The following is a 17,088-nucleotide window of genomic DNA, read 5'->3' as shown; positions in this document are numbered from 1 at the left end:
GGAGATTTTTTTATAATTCTTTTATCCCATAGGGGAAGCCATAATCAGCCATTAATTTCATGAAGGGAACCGGGTCCAGTGCTTCTGGTCCGACGACTCCCTTACCAGTCCAGGTGCCACTATGGAGAAGATCCCACCCGATAACTGCATTAAAAGCAGTTTGAGCGACCACTGCCTGGCAACCCCATTTCTGCATACATTCTTCGTTGTCGGCTACCTGGTATAGATAGACCTGCTTCGATTTCCCGTCTTGCTTGCCTTTCACCCAGGTTCCAGCGCAAGTTTTGCCGAACATTCGGTCACCTAGGTGAGCCGGATCAGGCAAGCAAGCTGCCACCACATCGCGGGGAGCCACCATCACATCCTTCACTTTGATAGGTTCCTTATTATCTAACCCGATCATGTGCAGGGTTTTCAATACACCAATGAATTGGTCACCTAGCCCGTATTTAAAGGTTACCCTTTTACACTTCACCCATCGGGGAATTAACAGGACCTCTTCATGTTCTACATTTACTACTTCAACTTTTCCTATACCTTCTGGGAAGTCAAATACTTCTGGCTCGGAAAACGGTTGTGTTGTGAACCAATTGCGTTCCTTTTCCCAAACGACGGGTGGGTTTAAGCACTCTTCTATTGTCGTCCAGATGGAGAAGTTTGGAGCAAACTCATAGCCACGGACCTCAATATTTGCACCATCCCGAATGCCGATCTCCTCTATCTCATCAAACAGGTAATCCTGGGCATAACGTGCAAACACATCCGCCATTCCAGGCTCCACACCTAGACCAACGAGTGCCAATAATCCCTTATCTTCCCACTGCTTTGATCGTTCAAATTGGTAATCACCCAATTTAATTCCGCACTTGTTAAATGGATCGGTCGGATGAGGTTCCGACAATGTCATGGCCATATCCATGTAATTGCATCCATAATTGAAGGCAGCATCAAATATCGGCTTATTGAAAGACGGATCACAGGCATTCATGATCAAATCGACCTGATATTTTCGAGCGAGGGCTTCAATCTGATCTTGACGATTGGCGTCCACCTTTTCAGCAGGGAAACGCTTTTCGTCTCCTAGTTTTGCCTGAACTTCCTTAGCTCTCTCAAGGTTGTAATCGGATAGCACGATCAGCTCCACCCAATTTCGTGGTTTTGCAATTGCCGCAATGGCTTCCCCCACACCTCCTACACCTACAAGCAGCACTTTCATAAAAATTCTCCTTATTATCCGGGATGTTATTCGTGTTTATATGAAGATTTTTGACTATGCGATATTGTCGAATTATTGATCTCGTACGATTTCGTTTAGCGTATCTTCGAGGCGATCAAGTAGTTTATCAATCTGCTCATAGGTGATTACTAATGGAGGTTCGATACGAACCGTTTGAGCACTGGTCAGCGTCCCCGCGACCAATACGCCTCGTTTAAATAAGCCTGCGGCAACTTTATACCCTACCTCTGGATTATGGAAATGCTGACCTATCAACAGACCCTTGCCAGTCACACCTCGGTAGATATCTGGATATCGGTTGGCAATCTCTTTGAGCTTGGGGATCAGATAATCACCTTTTGCAGCTGCCTGCTCCCAAAGCTTATCACGCAAGGTGATCTTGATGGCTGCAATCGCTGCGCTGCAAGCCAAGGCGCCACCACCAGTGGTAGTTGTATGAATAAACGGGTTCGGGTACATCATGCACTGCCAGATTTCTTCCGTAGAGCAGAAAGCACTGATCGGCATTACTCCCCCACCCAGTGATTTTGCCAGAGCGATAATATCCGGCTTCACATCCCAATGATCCACGCCCCACAACTTACCGGTTCTCCCCAGGCCAGTCTGTACTTCATCGGCAATCAGCAACACACCATATTGCTTGGTTAATTCCCTGAGGCGCGGCCAGAAATCATCTGGAGGAACGATGGCGCCGGCTTCTCCCTGGATTGGTTCCATTAACACAGCCGCAATATCTACACCGACCTTCTTGGAGATCTCCAATTGCTTTTCCACTGCATCGGCATCTCCAAATGGAAGATGGTAGACCGGCCCACCGTACAAAGTGCCTACCGGTACACGGAAATCCGATTTTCCTATCATGCTTAACGATCCCATCGTTTTTCCATGAAAGGCTTGGGTTGCAGCGATAAATCCACTTTTGTGGGTATACATCTTCGCCAGTTTGATCGCCCCTTCAATCGCCTCAGTCCCGCTGGCGGCAAAGAAACTATACTTGATCTCTCCCGGGGTAATCATCGCTAATAACCTGGCAAGTACCCCACGCAGTGGATCGATTAATTCCTGGCTCGGCATGGGGGTGCGCCCTAATTGCGCTTTGACGTTATCAATTACTTCCGCATTTCCCCACCCGAGGTCCATCATTCCATATCCACCCAAGCAATCGATATATTCGCGACCCAGTACATCTCTGAAAATCGCGCCTGAGCCCGTCCACTCCACGCAAGCCCAATCACCGGCTTCCGTTACTGATTTTCTATAATCGAGCCAACCGGCATTGAAATGTTGTGCAAAGTTGTATTTTGACTCATCAATGATCGCTTTTGCTTCATCCTCAGTCACCTGCGACTTGTGAATAATGTCCGTCCAGCGTTGCGCAAATGCAATTGCCTCATCGTATGTATCGCTCATATTTTCCTTCCCTATTCCCAATCTGATACTTCCTTGTACCAAATCTTATTGGTGCCAGTCTTTGCGCGGCCCTTCCACTTTCCTGATTTTGGAGCCATTTCAATACTTTTTATAATCGTTTCGGCATTTTCTTTGATTAGTAATCGGTCCTGATCCGAAAGGACAGGCACTCCGTATATCGCCGCCTGCACTTTATTCAGGTTCATGACAGAGGTGTAATAAAAACCCCAATCTTCTGACATCAGTTTTACGACATATTTAATATTGATCTTGTTCTTATCATCTTCCCCGATCTGCCCAGCAAGGAGCAAGATCATCGCATCTTTCAAGTCCTTATCGTTGATCTTTACAATCTGCAGTTTTTGCAGGAGTAAATCGGTGAGGGATACACAATAAGGATGCAGCTCAAGACGGCCCTGGTAGTTGATCGGATGGTTATAATCTAATTTATCAAAAAAAACATCGATCATGGGAATACGTGATCCAAAATAGATGTGTCGCGTTCCTCCGCTCATCATAGCAGCCCGTTTTTCCAACTCATAACCCTGTTTTTCGAAGAACGGAACGATCTTGCCGCGATTTTTCCCGTAGGAGGCATAGTCAATATCGGTGAAAACCCTTTCACCCAGTCGTTCCATGCGTCGATACAAATCAACATAATCGGGAAAATAATAATGCAAAGCAATTGGGCCCATCACCCGTAGAATCAATCCCTCTTTTTGAGCGGCATCGGTCAAGCGACGCGCCTCGTCTAAATACTCCTCTGGTTTGGGATATTCTTCCATGGGGATGTCCTTCGGCAAACGAAATTTTTTCACCGGTAACATGCTTTCTCCTCCTATCCAGAAGTGAAGACGTAATCTTTTACTTTACCCTTCTCCAACACAATCATCGCACCTTTTAAAATCCCTTCAGAATATTCACTACCTGGATTGATGATCAAAGTCTTCTTAATTTTTTGTGCACCCCTTGATTCATGAATGTGGCCGTGTAAACCTATCAAGGGCTGGTATTTTTCTATCATTTTCGCTACCGACCGGCTACCTACGTGGATCTTCCGATCCGCTGCTTGCACTAAATCCTTACTTAATTCTGGTGCCAGGTCTAATGCGAAACCGTACGGAGGTACGTGGAAGTTAAAGATCGCATTCGATTTGTCTTTTACCGTAGCGATAAGTTCTTCAAGCATGGGCTCTAGCTCTTCATCCGGTTTTTCCCTGGGAGTATTCCAAGGTGTCGGGTTCGCCCAGCAGAAGGTAATCATTTCATGATCGCCTACCACGACGTTCTTATTGTTACAATTCACAATTGCTGTCGAATCAGAAATAATCTGATCGACTTCAAAATGGTCGTCATTTCCCGGAGCCATATATACTTTATACTTTGACCCAGCCAATCGCTCATCAGCCAGGTCAATCCATTCGCACAGTCGACTCATCATCAATTCCTTGAACAACTTATCGACTAACATCGGATCATCTTTATATGCCCTAAATTCTTCCGGAGTCTGGTGGACCCAATAGTACCCCAGGAGCTCGATGGTCTTTTTTAGCTCAGCCAGCTCTTCCTGAGTATTAATATCCCGATGGATGCCCATCAGGGTTGTTTCCCAACCACCTCCGGCTTTTTCAACCAGCGGGACAAGTACTTTGCCGGTCAAATCTCCCAGCAGGATGCCAACATCCACATTGTAGACTTTCAAGGCATTCAGGTATTTCCGATAGCAATGATTCGAGCCATGGATATCGGTTACAAAGAAAATTCTGATCGCATTTCCCATGTTTTTCTCCTCAAAATATTAAGGCTTATGGAGGACGGAGGCTTATCTCTCCGTCCTCCATATCACAACGATATCAATGGCTAGTCTGGAGGCAATTCTCCAAATGTCATGCTAACATCCACGCCTACTTGCTTATTGCGCGACTTCCAGTAGAAGTACCACGCGATTCCTAATGCCCAGATTACAACGTACAGGATCACCGATCCAAGTACCAGTCCTTCCAAATCGGGCATGACAATCAAGAAATAGAAAAGGATGCCGAGATAAATCAGATTGACGATCGCGCCAATGGTGACAGCTGGAATTCCCAAGACCTTCCAGCCTTTGTATGGCGATGCATCCCAAATCTGCTTTGCACGTTTGCTGAATGGGAAGATTCCAGCCGCGATGGCAGTGATTCCGAACACAGATACTATCTCCATGCCGGTTACTGACAGACCCTCCATCGGGTTGCCTCGGAAAGCATATAGAGCAATTCCTATCTCGCCCAGGATGAAGCAAAGAATGTGGTTTTTGACCGGTGAAGCCCAGCGATAGTCAATGTCAGCGAACCACTTCGGTCCCATGCGGTCCATGCCCCAGGCAAATAAGATTCTCGGGAAAGCCAGGTAGGATAACGCGACCCACCACAAGTTAAACAATATCCACGAGAGAGCCATCATGAATACCGCAAATGCATTCTGGGTGACCATCACCGCCAGGCCAACAAAGTTGGTTGACCAAGGGATGGTATAGCCAGCTAACGCTTCTCCGCTGTTATCCACCCATGATGCGGCAGAAAGAAACTCAAATCCTACCGAGTTGTACAAAACAATCGCCAACCACAACATAAAGAATGCCGGCACAAGAACCGCGGCTAAGTTGGATAGGATAATCGTTTTATCCGGTCGCTTTACCTCCCCAGCGATGAAGGTGATGCAATAAGCATAAGCAAAAAGCCATGAACCAGCAACCATCACGCCGAAAGTATCATACCAATTCCACGTCGTAGGAAGAACATTTCCGGCGCCTTCAATAGTCGTTCGAGCTTCGCTGAGGAATGCATCATAATTTAATGATCCATATTGTGCGGCGGTATTATTCCAGGCTGTGACATATTCGGAATGATTGGTAAAAGTGAACACCCCTAATATGACGATACAGCCTAGAATAGCCAGAACCATGACCACTTTCTGTACCATGGCAAAAACTTTCATACCAAATACCACAAATAGCAAAGCAATCAGACTGGTCAGTGTGGCTAGAAGAAATATACTCGTCGGTGTTTGAAGGACATCCGCAAGAGACTGAAGGCCTAAAAATTGGAAAAGCATTACCAAGCCGTCAGCTGTCCATGGGGCTAGAACATAGATCCACATAATCCAAACAAATGCATTTCCAAAAGACTCTGCGATACCAACCAGTGGGTGAATAATGCGTGAGTTATAAATATATTCACCACCCGATCGGGGCATAGATCCACCCAGGATGCCCCAAACCAGAGAAAACCCAATACCACAGAGAACCGCTGAAATGATTGTTGCTAGGATCAGGTTCCCGCCAGTGTATACCCCCAAACCTAGGCTGATCATCACATACATGCTGGGTGTCAACCCCTGGTTCATGAAACCAACACCGAATGCGTCCCAAAAAGACAGCCCCCTCACAAGTCCACTTGCTTTTCGAGCAAAAGCCATGTCTTGAGACATCTTTCATCCTCCTGCAATTATTGGTTTGGTACTAATTTATGCATTTATATACATCAGAGCCAATGAAAGACTTACTTAATTTCTTATACTTCCTCCTTTCACTAAAACTTCCGTGTCCACTCCTTTGGCCAACGTTCAATTACGACCTTAGTCTGAGTGAAAAATTCGATTGCATGTTTTCCCTGCCCATGCAAATCTCCGAAGAAGCTATCTTTCCAGCCACTAAACGGGAAGAATGCCATCGGCGCAGCTATACCAATATTAACCCCAATATTGCCCGCAAGTGCCTCGTAACGGAATTTGTGAGCTGCTGTTCCATCACGAGTAAATATTGAAGCAGCATTACCAAAAGTATGGTCATTGACAATTTTTATCGCTTCATCAACTGTATTGCAATGCATGATCCCCAGCACTGGGCCAAAGATTTCGGTTGAGTGAATGATGCCATTGACGGGGATATCAGTCAGGATGGTTGGCCGTATGAAATAACCTTTTTCATATCCGGGGATCACCGCATTTCGACCATCCACCAGCATTTCGCAGCCTTCATCCAACCCCTGTTTAACCAAGCCTTCGATCCTCACTTTATCTTGCATCGTGATCACTGGGCCCATCTGGACGTCGGGATTGATGCCATAACCGGTCACGCGCTTTGATGCCGCCTCAGCGAAGGCTGGGATGAAGGTCTTGTCTGCTTCACCAATCATTATCGCAACTGTCGCTGCCAGGCAACGTTGGCCTGAGCATCCGAATGCGCTGTCCATCATGATATTGGTGGTTGTATTGATATCTGCATCGGGCAGGATAAGGCACGGGCATTTGGCTCCGCCACCAGCTGACACCCTTTTGCCATGCGCTGCCCCGCGGCTGTACACGTGTAATGCCACCGGCGTAGATCCAATAAATCCAACTGCCTTGATCAATGGGTGATCAAGCATGCCATCTACGATCTCTGCCCCGCCATTTACCAGGTTCACCACGCCCTCAGGGAAGCCCGCTTCTTGCATGAGCTCGAACATTTTCACCATGGTGATCGGTACTCGACTGGAAGGTTTCACGACTACCGTATTTCCAGTAGCTACCGCATAAGGTAAGTACCAGAATGCAATCATTGCCGGGAAATTGAATGGAGAGATAAGCCCAACGACACCAAGCGGCTGGCGAATCATCATTTCATCGATTCCAGGAGCAATATCTTCCACCAGATCTCCCATTGCCAGGGAAGGTGTCCCACAAGCTACTTCGACATTTTCAATCGCCCGGCGCATTTCTCCCCGTGACTCATCCAATACTTTTCCATGTTCAAGGGTGATCGTGCGTGCCAGATCTTCAAAATGCTCTTCCAGCAGCATTTTTAGCTTGAATAAATATTGAATACGGTTAGTTACAGGCACCCGCCGCCAGCTGTGATACGCTTTTTGTGCTATTTGAACCGCCTCATCAAACTCTGCAAGGGTGGAAACAGGTACTTTTGCCAGTAATTCGGCTGTTGCAGGGTTGGTTACTTCTCTGAATTTCCCTGAATTTGAGTTCACCCATTTCCCATTGATGTAGTTCTGTAAAATACGTTCTTCCATCATCTATTCTCCTCGAAAATGTCGGTAGTTTATCGAATGGCTAATGATAATTATTTGATGTTTTTATCGATGACATCGATAGCTTTTTCGACAATAGCTAGACCATCATCAATTTGCGATTCATTTATGCATAACGGAGGCACAACAAAGACAACGTTATGGAACACAAATGTGAATAAGCCATTGTCCCTCAATAATTTTGCGGTATCGGCTAATGGATCAATCGGTTTTTTAGTCTTTTTATCACTTACAATTTCTATGGCGGTGAATAATCCGATATGGCGCACATCTCCCACACTTGCATGGTGCTGCTTGATGTGATCCAATCGTTTTGCAAGGTGTTTCCCGACCTTGACAGCATTTTCCAATAGATGATCTTCTTTATAAACTTCGATCGTTGCAATTCCAGCAGCGCATGCCAGCGGATGCCCGCTGTAGGTTAATCCACAGTAAAACATCTTGTCGTTAAAATATTCCGCGATCGGATCAGACACGATCACGGCACCCAATGGAACGTAACCTGAAGTGATGCCTTTGGCAGTCGTAATGATATCGGGGACGACGTTCCAGTTATCCACCGCAAACCACTTTCCTGTCCGGCCCCAACCGCTCATTACCTCATCCGAGATCAATAGGATGCCATATTTTGTGCAAATCTCACGCACCCGTGGCCAATAATCTTCCGGAGGGACGATCAATCCATTTGAGCCAGTTACGCCTTCCATGATGATCGCCGCGATCTTATCCGGGCCTTCGTAACTGATCACTTCCTCCACATGAGAGATACATTCTTTATGGCAGGTCTCAATGGTCCATCCGAATGGGCAGCGATAACAGAATGGATCAAGAAAATGCACCACACCGGGCAGAGCAGGCTCAACGGGTAAACGCCGGTAGTCACCGGTCAGGGCGATTGCGCCATGCGTGGCACCGTGGTACGAGCGATAACGGGCCATGATCTTGTGCCGCCCTGTAAAGAACCGGGCAATCTTGATGGCATTCTCATTCGCTTCCGCGCCGCCCAGGCAAAAGAAAGTTTTGTTCAAATTACCTGGTGCGACCTCGGCAATCTTTTCGCCTAACAATCCTCGCGCTTCGGTTGCCATACCTGGATGGGCATAGCACAGCTTTTCAGCTTGTTCCTGTATCGCCTTGATCACCTTGGGATGCTGGTGACCAATATTCATGTTCATAAGTTGCGAAGAGAAATCGTAATATCGTTTACCGTCATTATCCCAGAAATATATCCCCTCAGCCCTTGCAATGGGTATGGGATTGGTAGCAGATTGTACTGACCAGGAAAATAGTGTGTACTCTTTATTAAGCGCTACGATCTCTTGCGTAGAAAGCTTGGTATTGTTTCTACTCATTGCATTCTCCGTGTAAGTAAATGGTTAAATATCTAAATGTCGATTGTCAATTGTTTTACCGCTTTACATCCCTGACTGCATCCGACATGACGTTCAGTGTCTCATCAATATCCTGGTCGGTATGTGAATAGCATAAGAACCAGGGTTCACGTGGGTCATGGTCAGGCATCACGCCGCGTTCGATGGCGTATTCAACCAGGCGCAGGTAATAATCCCGCTCAGTTTCCTGCCAGTCGCGTTGGGCAACGACCTTTTCAGTACCTACGGCAAATGAATGCATGGCTGGGTATCCATTGATGCATGCAGGTATTTGTGCCCGCTCAAAGATGTCCTTAAACCCCTGCATTAATTTTTCCCCTCGCTGCTCTATTGTTTCGAGGATGGGTTCCTCTTTTAGGAGTTTAAGAGTTGCGTAGGCGGCTGCCACACCAGCTTTATTGTTGTTATAGGTCCCACCCTGGGCTACGCCTTTCCCGATGATGCTCATGATTTCTTTCTTACCCCCAAAAGCTGCCACTGGGAAGCCATTTCCAAGTGCCTTGGCGTACGTTGCCATATCTGGCATCAGCTGATAATATTCTTGGGCACCACCACGAGCAATTCGGAAGCCTGTCTTCACTTCGTCGAGGATAAAAACGATCCCGTATTCATTACATTTCTCGCGTATGAAATCAAGGAACTTAGGGGCTGGCTCAATCGAGGCACAATTGCCCATGCAAGGTTCAGCGATGATCGCAGCTACTTCATAGCCGACTCTGCGCAATACCTTCTCTAATACTTCAAAATTGTTGAATGGAACCGTCGTGATCAGGTCGTTCAAAGGTTTTGGAATGCCTGAACTCGAAGGGATGGGAATCGGGTTGTTTATGTTTCCGTATGCTTCTGCCGGAGCATAGGTAGAAAAGAGCGTGTAATCATGAAAGCCATGATACATACCTTCGAACTTTATCACTTTCTCTCGTCCCGTGTAAGCCCGGGCGATCCGTAGGGCATGCATGGTGGCTTCTGTGCCGGAGCATGCTAACCTGACCATCTCAACACAAGGGCACATATCGATGATCATTTCTGCAACTTTTACTTCAAGCTCACAGGTCATGGCACCTAAGACTGCCCGATCGATCTCGGCGTGCACCAAGCTATTTACTTCGTCGTAGGCGTGCCCCAGAATAATAGGCCCGAATGCCAGCCGGTAATCAATGTATCGATTTCCATCCACATCCCATAGATATGCCCCCTTGGCGCGCTCCAGGTAAGGGGTGATCCCTTCGCCCCAATATCGAAAATTTGAATTTACACCTAACGGGATAGATTTGAATGCCCTCTCTTGAAGCAGCTTGCTTTTAGATCGTGTCTCGCTCATCATCTCTCTCCTCAATCGCCAGATTATCTATCAACTTTTGTGAAGTACAGGCTGATTTAGGAATCCGCCATTGGTATACATCTTTTAGCACTAAAGGCACAATGGATGTCGTCGTCTTGCGCACACCCGGGATCTTGCCGATTACATCCGTTACAAATTGATATACCTCATTGGTATCATGCCCAAGTACCTGTACACTGATATCATTTTCCCCTATTGAACAGGCTACATAACTTACGCATTCAAATTCAGCTGCTTTTTTAGCGACTTCAAGGATATGATTTGATTCAACTTCTAGGAACACATCAGCAGTTACCGAATATCCCAATGATTTTGGATTATTAATCGCGCTGATTTGTATGTACCCCTCTTGAATGATGCGATCAATTCGATAACGTATGACGCGTTCAGAGATATTGCCGATACGCCTTGCCAGCTCAGAGGCTGGCATACGGCCATCCTCCATAAGCAAATTAATGATCTTAATATCAGTATTGTCTATTTCGTACATGATTTGGGAGAAACGTTTCCGTTTCTAACAATCATTATACTCATACTTCACCAAATGTCAAGCAAACCAGCAGTCAGGGCGCTGTTTAGGTTCATATTAGGGAAAATTCAAAAAAAATCTCCCTATGGTATAATTATTAATAATGGACACTGGGACAAACGATCCTGAACCTCAAGTAATTCAACCAGTTTTATCCCCTGAAGAGCTTCGTAAGAGGCGCCTTACGACAGCTGGAATTGTCGTCGGGGTGGTGATCGTACTGGCTCTGTTTATCCTCGGATTTATTTATTTAATCAGTCCTGCATATTCGTCCTATGAGACTGTTGCCCGTTTACGCGATATCTCAATTATCTTGATGGCAATTGAATCAATCGTCATCAGCCTGGCTCTGGTAATATTGATTGTACAGATTGCCCGGTTGACTAACCTTATTGAAAATGAGGTAAAACCGATCCTCGATTCCACGAATGAGACAGTCAGTAATTTGCGTGGCACCACAAAATTCTTAAGTGATAACCTGGTTGAACCAGTTATTAAGTTGAATGAAATCGTTGCTGTTTTACAGCGATTATCGGATATCTTCAGACTATCAGGAAAAAAATAAGCATATTTTGAAAGGAGAAAACAACATGGCAGAGCATGAAGGTGATATTGGGGTATTTTTAGCTGGATTCGTAATTGGCGGTATGGTCGGCTCGATCGTTGCCTTATTACTTGCCCCCCAATCAGGTGAGGAGACTCGGACATTAATCCATGACAGGAGCATTGAGCTAAAGGATAAAGCTGTTGAAAAAGCAGAAGAAGCTCGTATTAAGGCTGAAGCCGCTGCTGCAGAAGCAAGGGCCCGCGCTGATGAGCTTGCGAAATTGACCCAGGAAAAAGCGCTCGAAATGAAGAAAAAAGGTGAAGAAGTCGTTCAGAGCTACCGGTCAAAAGGTGATGCAGCAAAATCTGCTCCTGCTACAGGAGAGACCCCAGAAGTAACTGTAGAAGGCTAGATAACCTCACAACGAAAAACGGAACCCTATCTTGTTGTAATGGGTTCCGTTTTTTTATTTAAGTGACCAATAATCTATAACTTGCTGATGACCGATGGTACCGCGTTTAATACATCTCTGGCTAAGATTGAGGCAGTAGTCCCTAATTTATCCGCAGCCGATAATCCAGCCTGGGCGTGAATCCATGCGCCTGCACACGCGGCTTCAAATGCACCAGCTCCCTGAGCTCTCAATCCAACAATCAATCCGGCGAGAACATCACCCGTTCCAGCCCTGGCTAAAGCAGATGTGGCAATCGGTACGACGGCTATTCGGCCATCTGGAGCAGCAATAACAGTATACGCCCCTTTCAAGACTAGCACATGACCCCATTCTTTGGCATATTTCTCAGCGATTTCCAATCGGTTAGCTTGAATCTCATTTACGGGCAAGCCAGATAAGATTGACATTTCCCCTGGATGCGGAGTGAGCACAGCCAGGGCTGGCAGTTTCTCAAACCAATGCTCGATTCTCGCCAGCAGCTTTAAACCGTCTGCGTCTATAACGACTGGTTGTGTAAATAATTGGTTGTCAATTTCAGATGCTTTATTTTGAATATATCCAAAATCTCCAAGGTATACTGGTCTACTTTCCTCAAATAATCGGGACATAAAAACGCCAGTGGTTTCTTCAAGCCCGAAACCTGGACCGATTAGAACTGCGGATGCTTTGGCAATATTTTGTCGAACAACCCTTACTGCATCCTCTGAAATCACTCCCATCTCATGAGGAAGAATAACCCAGGTAGATTCCGGAAAATGACCTGCTAATATTCTATGTAGTGGTTCAGGCACTGCCATAGTAACCAATCCGACCCCGGCGCGATAAGCTGCCTCACCAGCCAGCAGGGCTGCCCCAGTATAATTGATCGACCCAGCAACAATAAAAGCTGTGCCAAATGTGCCCTTATGCGCATCGATGGGACGCTGTGGAAGAATTTTCTTCGCAGATGCATTGTCGAGGACAATTTTTTGGTTATCAGTGTAAGTTTTCAGTCTCTCCAATGACCCTATACTTACTATGCGCAATGTGCCAATAATTTTTTCAGCCGGTGCGCGCAGTAACCCGGTCTTTAAACCGGCCATTGTCACCGTGAGATCTGCGGGAATCGTCTGATCTGCGACTTCTCCAGTTTCACAGTCCACCCCTGACGGGCAGTCAACTGCAACAACCTGGATTTTCTCATCCTGGATTTCGATGATTTTCTTGCAGAATGCCAGAACTTCCGCTGTTTCACCTCGCAAGGGCAACTTAATTCCCGTACCAAAAACACCGTCAATCAAAATACCACAATTGGTTAATAATTCGGATAATTTTTCAAGCTTTGGATCATGATCAATATCAGTAACACACCCATGAAGTTCTTCATATTTTTTGACTAGTGGATCATCCACTTCCCTATGTTTTACGATATAGGCATAGGTTTCCCAATTCAACCTCGCCAGCTCCTGTAAAGCGACCAGGGCGTCACCACCGTTATTTCCTGAGCCGACCAAAGCCAAGACTGTTTTGTTATGATGATGGCTATATGCGCGTTCGATTTCGCCCGCTAATCCTTTTCCAGCGTTTTCCATCATCATCGCATAGCTTAATCCGCTGCTGTCCGCTTCCTTCTCCAGTGAAAGCATTTCTTTGACTGAATAGATTTTCACCATAGGTCCTCCACTGCCCAGCCCAGGTTCAGTGAATCCAGCTTTTCAGCTGTCGGGTATCCAGTGATCTTATCCCACCCACGTGCCTCATAATATGCATCGATCATCGCCGCGAAATCGGGAGCAAATCCATCTGCGCCACCTGGATGATCTTTATATGGCTGTAACAAGCCCTTTGGCAACGTATCGTTTTGGCGGGACAATCCCAGGCGGTGATTGATCACCCGCTTGAGGTTCCAGCCCCGCTCACCAGATCGTATTAGGTCGGTTATATCCCAATCCAGACCACAAGCCGTATTGACTAGGCCAAGGACAGTTTCAACAGGGACATTCGCAAACACGCACATGACGAGTGCGTTCATCACCGTCCGCCAATCCTGGTGGATGGCAACGTTAGCTGCCTTTTCAGCACCGCCCTGCCGATCATACTTTTTTATCCCTAAACTAGTTAATACCTGGCCCATATCAATCACAAAGTAATCGGATTGGTTGTGGCAGGCGCCGCGGGGAGAGGTGGCATAGACCAATGCCATACCGCTGGAGCCGCGTGGATCATGATAGGGTACTTCTAATCCATTTACCTGGATTGCCTCCTGTTCATGACCGTAATGCCCGCCGAATGCTCGTGCCCCTTGAGCTATCCATTGTCCAATCCCCTCCCGCCTGACCGTTAAATGGATTAGGTGCTCCATACATTCTGCATCTCCCCATTCTAATGATAAATTAGCCATATCTTCCTTCGGTATGGCACCCATCTCACTCAAAGTGAATACCAATCCAATGGTGTTACTCATGCTGATGGTATCCATACCATACCGGTCACATAGTTCTCCCAGTTGAGTGATCCGGGACGGATCATCATATAGTAAGTTAGGTCCAAAGCCTATCAGGGTTTCATACTCGGGGCCCTTACGCTTTGCTCCTTCATTCAACTGGACAACTCTACCACAGGCGATCACACATGCGTGGCAGGCAGTTGTACCCACTAAAATACTCTCCGCAACACTGGAGCCAGAAACCTTCAAGGCATTCTCATACACACCATTTTGAAAATACTTTTTAGGCATATCGCCCAGGTAATCGAAATAATCGGCTGCCCCTGCGGTTCCAAGGTCATGGAACACTTCTGTGTACGAATCAGCTTTAAGCTCATGGTTGGCAATACTTCGGAGCACGGAGTACTTTTCAATATCTACAACCGGCACTTTTTGGTTGCCTTTCACTGCGATAGCCTTTAATTTTTTCGCACCCATCACTGCCCCCATGCCAGTTCGCCCAGCCAGTCGACCGTGATCTGTAAGAATCGATGCGTATGGGATTAGCGCTTCACCTGCCTGCCCAATCACTGCTACCCGTGGATTTTTTACTTCCAGCTCCCTTTTCACCGCTTCCTGGGTTGAATAAGTATCCATCCCCCAAAGATGACCGGCTGCTCTTATTTCAAGCTTACCATTAATCACTGTCAGATAAGCAGGTTGCTCAGCCTTACCTGTAACCCACAGGCCATCATAGCCGTTCAATCGCAGTTCAGGTCCCCAAAAACCCCCGCAATTTGATTCACCCCAAAAACCTGTCGCCGGTGACCTAGCACATACCACGAACCTCCCAACAGCCGGACCGGCTGTGCCAGATAATGGTCCGTTTAAAAATAATAAAGGCGCTTCAGGAGAGAGGGGATCCAACCCGGGCAACAACTTATCGAAGAGTATCCTTGCCGCTAATGATGCCCCGCCTAAATAATCATCTTGCCATGATTGGGGGATGTGATACTCATCGACCTTTCCAGTTGTTAAGTTTACCCTTAGGATTGGCTGCATCATTTCACCTGACCTCCTTGATCAGCGCGTAATTTAGTTTAACACAAATTGTGGTAATAACACATCCTCCCTAAAGAGATCAGGGAGGATGTAAAAATACTTGAATATTCTAGTTCGTCTTGGTAGATATCTACTCAATTACCTATACCGTTCTTTGGTATACACGATGATTCTTATAGGCCCTGCCACCCACATTTTCAAGGTCGCGCCGCATTTGGACAGCGGTTTCGGCTACCTGTGTTAAATCTGCATGCTCAAATTGAAAATCGTTCAGTGACTTTTCCATTTCAAGGTACAGCAGTGCATTTCCGCCCATTCCCTGATATTCAGGCAGGACACCGGCTCCATTGAGCGATATCCACTTTGTCCGTTTCATTTCAAGCATGATGTCAATGATGCCAAACGGGAGTAGTTTACCCTTGGCACGTTGCATCGCAGAAGATAAATCGGGGAAACCGAATAAAAATCCCACCGCATCCTCATTATGGGTGATAATCTTGATCAGCCTGGGATCCGCGATGGTCAGGATATTGTCCAGTAAGAATTGAATTTCACGTTCTGTCAACGGATAATACTCCCAATTATTGACAAATGAAGCGTTATAGAGTTTACCAATCCGGTTAGCCCAATTTTTCAAGTCCTTCTTCGTTTCAAAATAATGAACACCCATATTATTCCTGGCTTTGACCCGCTCCCCAATTTTATATACCCTTTCAGGGAGGTGGAAAGAATCTCGACTCATATAGCACGAAACGAAATCGACTTCTTTAGTAAATCCGTTATTCTCTATCAGCTTTACATAATATGGATAGTTGTAATTCATCATCGACATGATCTGGCGGTTTTCATAGCCTTCCACTAAAACACCATAACCATCCAGTGCCCCGAAGCCTTTTGGTCCAACAACACGATCGAGGCCGCGTTTCATTGACCAATTGAATACTCTCTCGAACAATGCGTCGGCAGCTTCCTGATCGTCTTCGCACTCAAATAAATAGAATTGAGCTTGCTTTGTCTTGTGGTAGGCGTTAAAGCGCTTGTTTTCAAGCGCAGCAATCCTGCCTACTTCTCGTCCATCTCTAGTAGCAAGGAAGAAATCTGCATCACTGTGCTCAAAAAACGGGTGCTTCTTTCGGTCAAGCTGCGTCTCTGCATCCATTAATATCGGAGGTACCCACTGTGGATGATTTTTATACAATCGGTAAGGAATTCGAACAAATTTCTTTACGAGTGCTTTATCATTGGTATCGATTTGATCTACACGTAACATTGTGTCCTCCATCAGGAATTTTTAGTTACCCGTTTTTGTAAACACTATGATATGCATTATCGAGCCTATCTACCTCGTCATCCGTCAGGCTCCATAGCATTGCCCCGGCATTTTCATTGGCTTGCTTAAGGTTCCGGGCACCAGGGATGGGCACCGCTCCTTTGCAAACAAGCCAATTTAATGCCACCTGCCCAGGCGTGGTATTGTCATGCACATCACTTACTTCCTGCAAGATATTAAGTAATGGTGAGATTTTCACCATCATTGATTTATTATATCGCCAAGACAATAAACCCCGTGGGAGTCTTTCCGTTGTGTATTTCCCGGTTAAGAGTCCTTTCTCTAATGGAGAATACGCAATGATTGTGATGCCTAATTG

General features: G+C 46.2%; 15 protein-coding genes. 2 read left to right on the top strand and 13 right to left on the bottom strand.

What is annotated here, in order from left to right:
- Positions 1 to 10: 10 nt before the first annotated feature.
- The 9 genes from C3F13_10100 to C3F13_10060 form a co-directional block, all read right to left on the bottom strand.
- Positions 11 to 1,216, bottom strand: coding sequence for an ATP-binding protein (locus C3F13_10100; protein ID PWB52968.1), 1,206 nt, complete (start codon positions 1,214 to 1,216; stop codon positions 11 to 13).
- Between the two features lie 72 nt (positions 1,217 to 1,288).
- Positions 1,289 to 2,647: a putrescine aminotransferase gene (locus C3F13_10095; GenBank protein PWB52967.1), complete on the bottom strand. Its 1,359-nt coding sequence runs from the start codon at positions 2,645 to 2,647 to the stop codon at positions 1,289 to 1,291.
- An 11-nt stretch (positions 2,648 to 2,658) separates the two neighbouring features.
- On the bottom strand, positions 2,659 to 3,474 hold the full coding sequence (locus C3F13_10090; GenBank protein PWB52966.1) for a hypothetical protein: 816 nt from the start codon (positions 3,472 to 3,474) through the stop codon (positions 2,659 to 2,661).
- Positions 3,475 to 3,485: 11 nt separating this feature from the next.
- Positions 3,486 to 4,427, bottom strand: coding sequence for a metallophosphoesterase (locus tag C3F13_10085; protein PWB52965.1), 942 nt, complete (start codon positions 4,425 to 4,427; stop codon positions 3,486 to 3,488).
- Between the two features lie 80 nt (positions 4,428 to 4,507).
- The gene (locus C3F13_10080) at positions 4,508 to 6,115 is read right to left on the bottom strand and encodes an APC family permease (GenBank protein PWB52964.1); all 1,608 of its coding nucleotides are present in this window, start codon (positions 6,113 to 6,115) and stop codon (positions 4,508 to 4,510) included.
- Between the two features lie 101 nt (positions 6,116 to 6,216).
- Entirely contained in the window at positions 6,217 to 7,692 is a 1,476-nt protein-coding gene (gene mmsA, locus C3F13_10075; protein ID PWB53096.1) for a methylmalonate-semialdehyde dehydrogenase (CoA acylating), read from the bottom strand.
- A 50-nt stretch (positions 7,693 to 7,742) separates the two neighbouring features.
- Positions 7,743 to 9,062, bottom strand: a complete 1,320-nt coding sequence (locus C3F13_10070) for an aspartate aminotransferase family protein (protein ID PWB52963.1) — start codon at positions 9,060 to 9,062, stop codon at positions 7,743 to 7,745.
- Positions 9,063 to 9,117: 55 nt separating this feature from the next.
- Entirely contained in the window at positions 9,118 to 10,425 is a 1,308-nt protein-coding gene (locus C3F13_10065; GenBank protein ID PWB52962.1) for an aspartate aminotransferase family protein, read from the bottom strand.
- A complete protein-coding gene (locus tag C3F13_10060; GenBank protein ID PWB52961.1) occupies positions 10,403 to 10,933 on the bottom strand; it encodes an Lrp/AsnC family transcriptional regulator in 531 nt (176 codons plus the stop codon). The genes C3F13_10065 and C3F13_10060 overlap by 23 nt, the downstream gene beginning before the upstream one ends.
- A 142-nt stretch (positions 10,934 to 11,075) precedes the next feature.
- Here C3F13_10060 and C3F13_10055 point away from each other — a divergent pair, with 142 nt between their 5' ends.
- Both C3F13_10055 and C3F13_10050 read left to right on the top strand, forming a co-directional pair.
- Entirely contained in the window at positions 11,076 to 11,537 is a 462-nt protein-coding gene (locus C3F13_10055) for a hypothetical protein (protein ID PWB52960.1), read from the top strand.
- Positions 11,538 to 11,562: 25 nt separating this feature from the next.
- Complete coding sequence (locus C3F13_10050) at positions 11,563 to 11,931, top strand: hypothetical protein (protein ID PWB52959.1); 369 nt, start codon at positions 11,563 to 11,565, stop codon at positions 11,929 to 11,931.
- A 74-nt stretch (positions 11,932 to 12,005) separates the two neighbouring features.
- On the opposite strand, the gene C3F13_10045 is transcribed toward C3F13_10050, so the two are convergent.
- The 4 genes from C3F13_10045 to C3F13_10030 form a co-directional block, all read right to left on the bottom strand.
- Positions 12,006 to 13,625 (bottom strand): hypothetical protein, encoded by a 1,620-nt coding sequence (locus tag C3F13_10045; protein ID PWB52958.1) that lies wholly within the window; start codon positions 13,623 to 13,625, stop codon positions 12,006 to 12,008.
- Entirely contained in the window at positions 13,619 to 15,442 is a 1,824-nt protein-coding gene (locus tag C3F13_10040; protein ID PWB52957.1) for a hypothetical protein, read from the bottom strand. Before C3F13_10040 ends, C3F13_10045 begins: the two co-directional genes overlap by 7 nt.
- Positions 15,443 to 15,581: 139 nt before the next feature.
- A complete protein-coding gene (locus tag C3F13_10035; protein PWB52956.1) occupies positions 15,582 to 16,709 on the bottom strand; it encodes a hypothetical protein in 1,128 nt (375 codons plus the stop codon).
- A gap of 25 nt (positions 16,710 to 16,734) precedes the next feature.
- Positions 16,735 to 17,088, bottom strand: a 354-nt coding sequence (locus C3F13_10030) for a 2,5-didehydrogluconate reductase (protein PWB52955.1), incomplete at its 5' end; no start/stop codon positions are given.

The sequence above is a fragment of the Anaerolineales bacterium genome (assembly GCA_003105035.1).
Classification (GTDB): Bacteria; Chloroflexota; Anaerolineae; order Anaerolineales; family UBA4823; genus FEB-25.
This window is presented reverse-complemented; position numbering and strand designations above follow the sequence as displayed.

What these genes read in the sequence shown, in the direction of transcription:
- C3F13_10080 (PWB52964.1), bottom strand. Translation starts at nt 6,115, where the DNA reads ATGTCTCAAGACATGGCTTTTGCTCGAAAAGCAAGTGGACTTGTGAGG.
- C3F13_10060 (PWB52961.1), bottom strand. Translation starts at nt 10,933, where the DNA reads ATGTACGAAATAGACAATACTGATATTAAGATCATTAATTTGCTTATG.
- C3F13_10050 (PWB52959.1), top strand. Translation starts at nt 11,563, where the DNA reads ATGGCAGAGCATGAAGGTGATATTGGGGTATTTTTAGCTGGATTCGTA.
- mmsA (PWB53096.1), bottom strand. Translation starts at nt 7,692, where the DNA reads ATGGAAGAACGTATTTTACAGAACTACATCAATGGGAAATGGGTGAAC.
- C3F13_10055 (PWB52960.1), top strand. Translation starts at nt 11,076, where the DNA reads ATGGACACTGGGACAAACGATCCTGAACCTCAAGTAATTCAACCAGTT.
- C3F13_10045 (PWB52958.1), bottom strand. Translation starts at nt 13,625, where the DNA reads ATGGTGAAAATCTATTCAGTCAAAGAAATGCTTTCACTGGAGAAGGAA.
- C3F13_10095 (PWB52967.1), bottom strand. Translation starts at nt 2,647, where the DNA reads ATGAGCGATACATACGATGAGGCAATTGCATTTGCGCAACGCTGGACG.
- C3F13_10090 (PWB52966.1), bottom strand. Translation starts at nt 3,474, where the DNA reads ATGTTACCGGTGAAAAAATTTCGTTTGCCGAAGGACATCCCCATGGAA.
- C3F13_10040 (PWB52957.1), bottom strand. Translation starts at nt 15,442, where the DNA reads ATGATGCAGCCAATCCTAAGGGTAAACTTAACAACTGGAAAGGTCGAT.
- C3F13_10070 (PWB52963.1), bottom strand. Translation starts at nt 9,062, where the DNA reads ATGAGTAGAAACAATACCAAGCTTTCTACGCAAGAGATCGTAGCGCTT.
- C3F13_10035 (PWB52956.1), bottom strand. Translation starts at nt 16,709, where the DNA reads ATGTTACGTGTAGATCAAATCGATACCAATGATAAAGCACTCGTAAAG.
- C3F13_10100 (PWB52968.1), bottom strand. Translation starts at nt 1,216, where the DNA reads ATGAAAGTGCTGCTTGTAGGTGTAGGAGGTGTGGGGGAAGCCATTGCG.
- C3F13_10085 (PWB52965.1), bottom strand. Translation starts at nt 4,427, where the DNA reads ATGGGAAATGCGATCAGAATTTTCTTTGTAACCGATATCCATGGCTCG.
- C3F13_10065 (PWB52962.1), bottom strand. Translation starts at nt 10,425, where the DNA reads ATGATGAGCGAGACACGATCTAAAAGCAAGCTGCTTCAAGAGAGGGCA.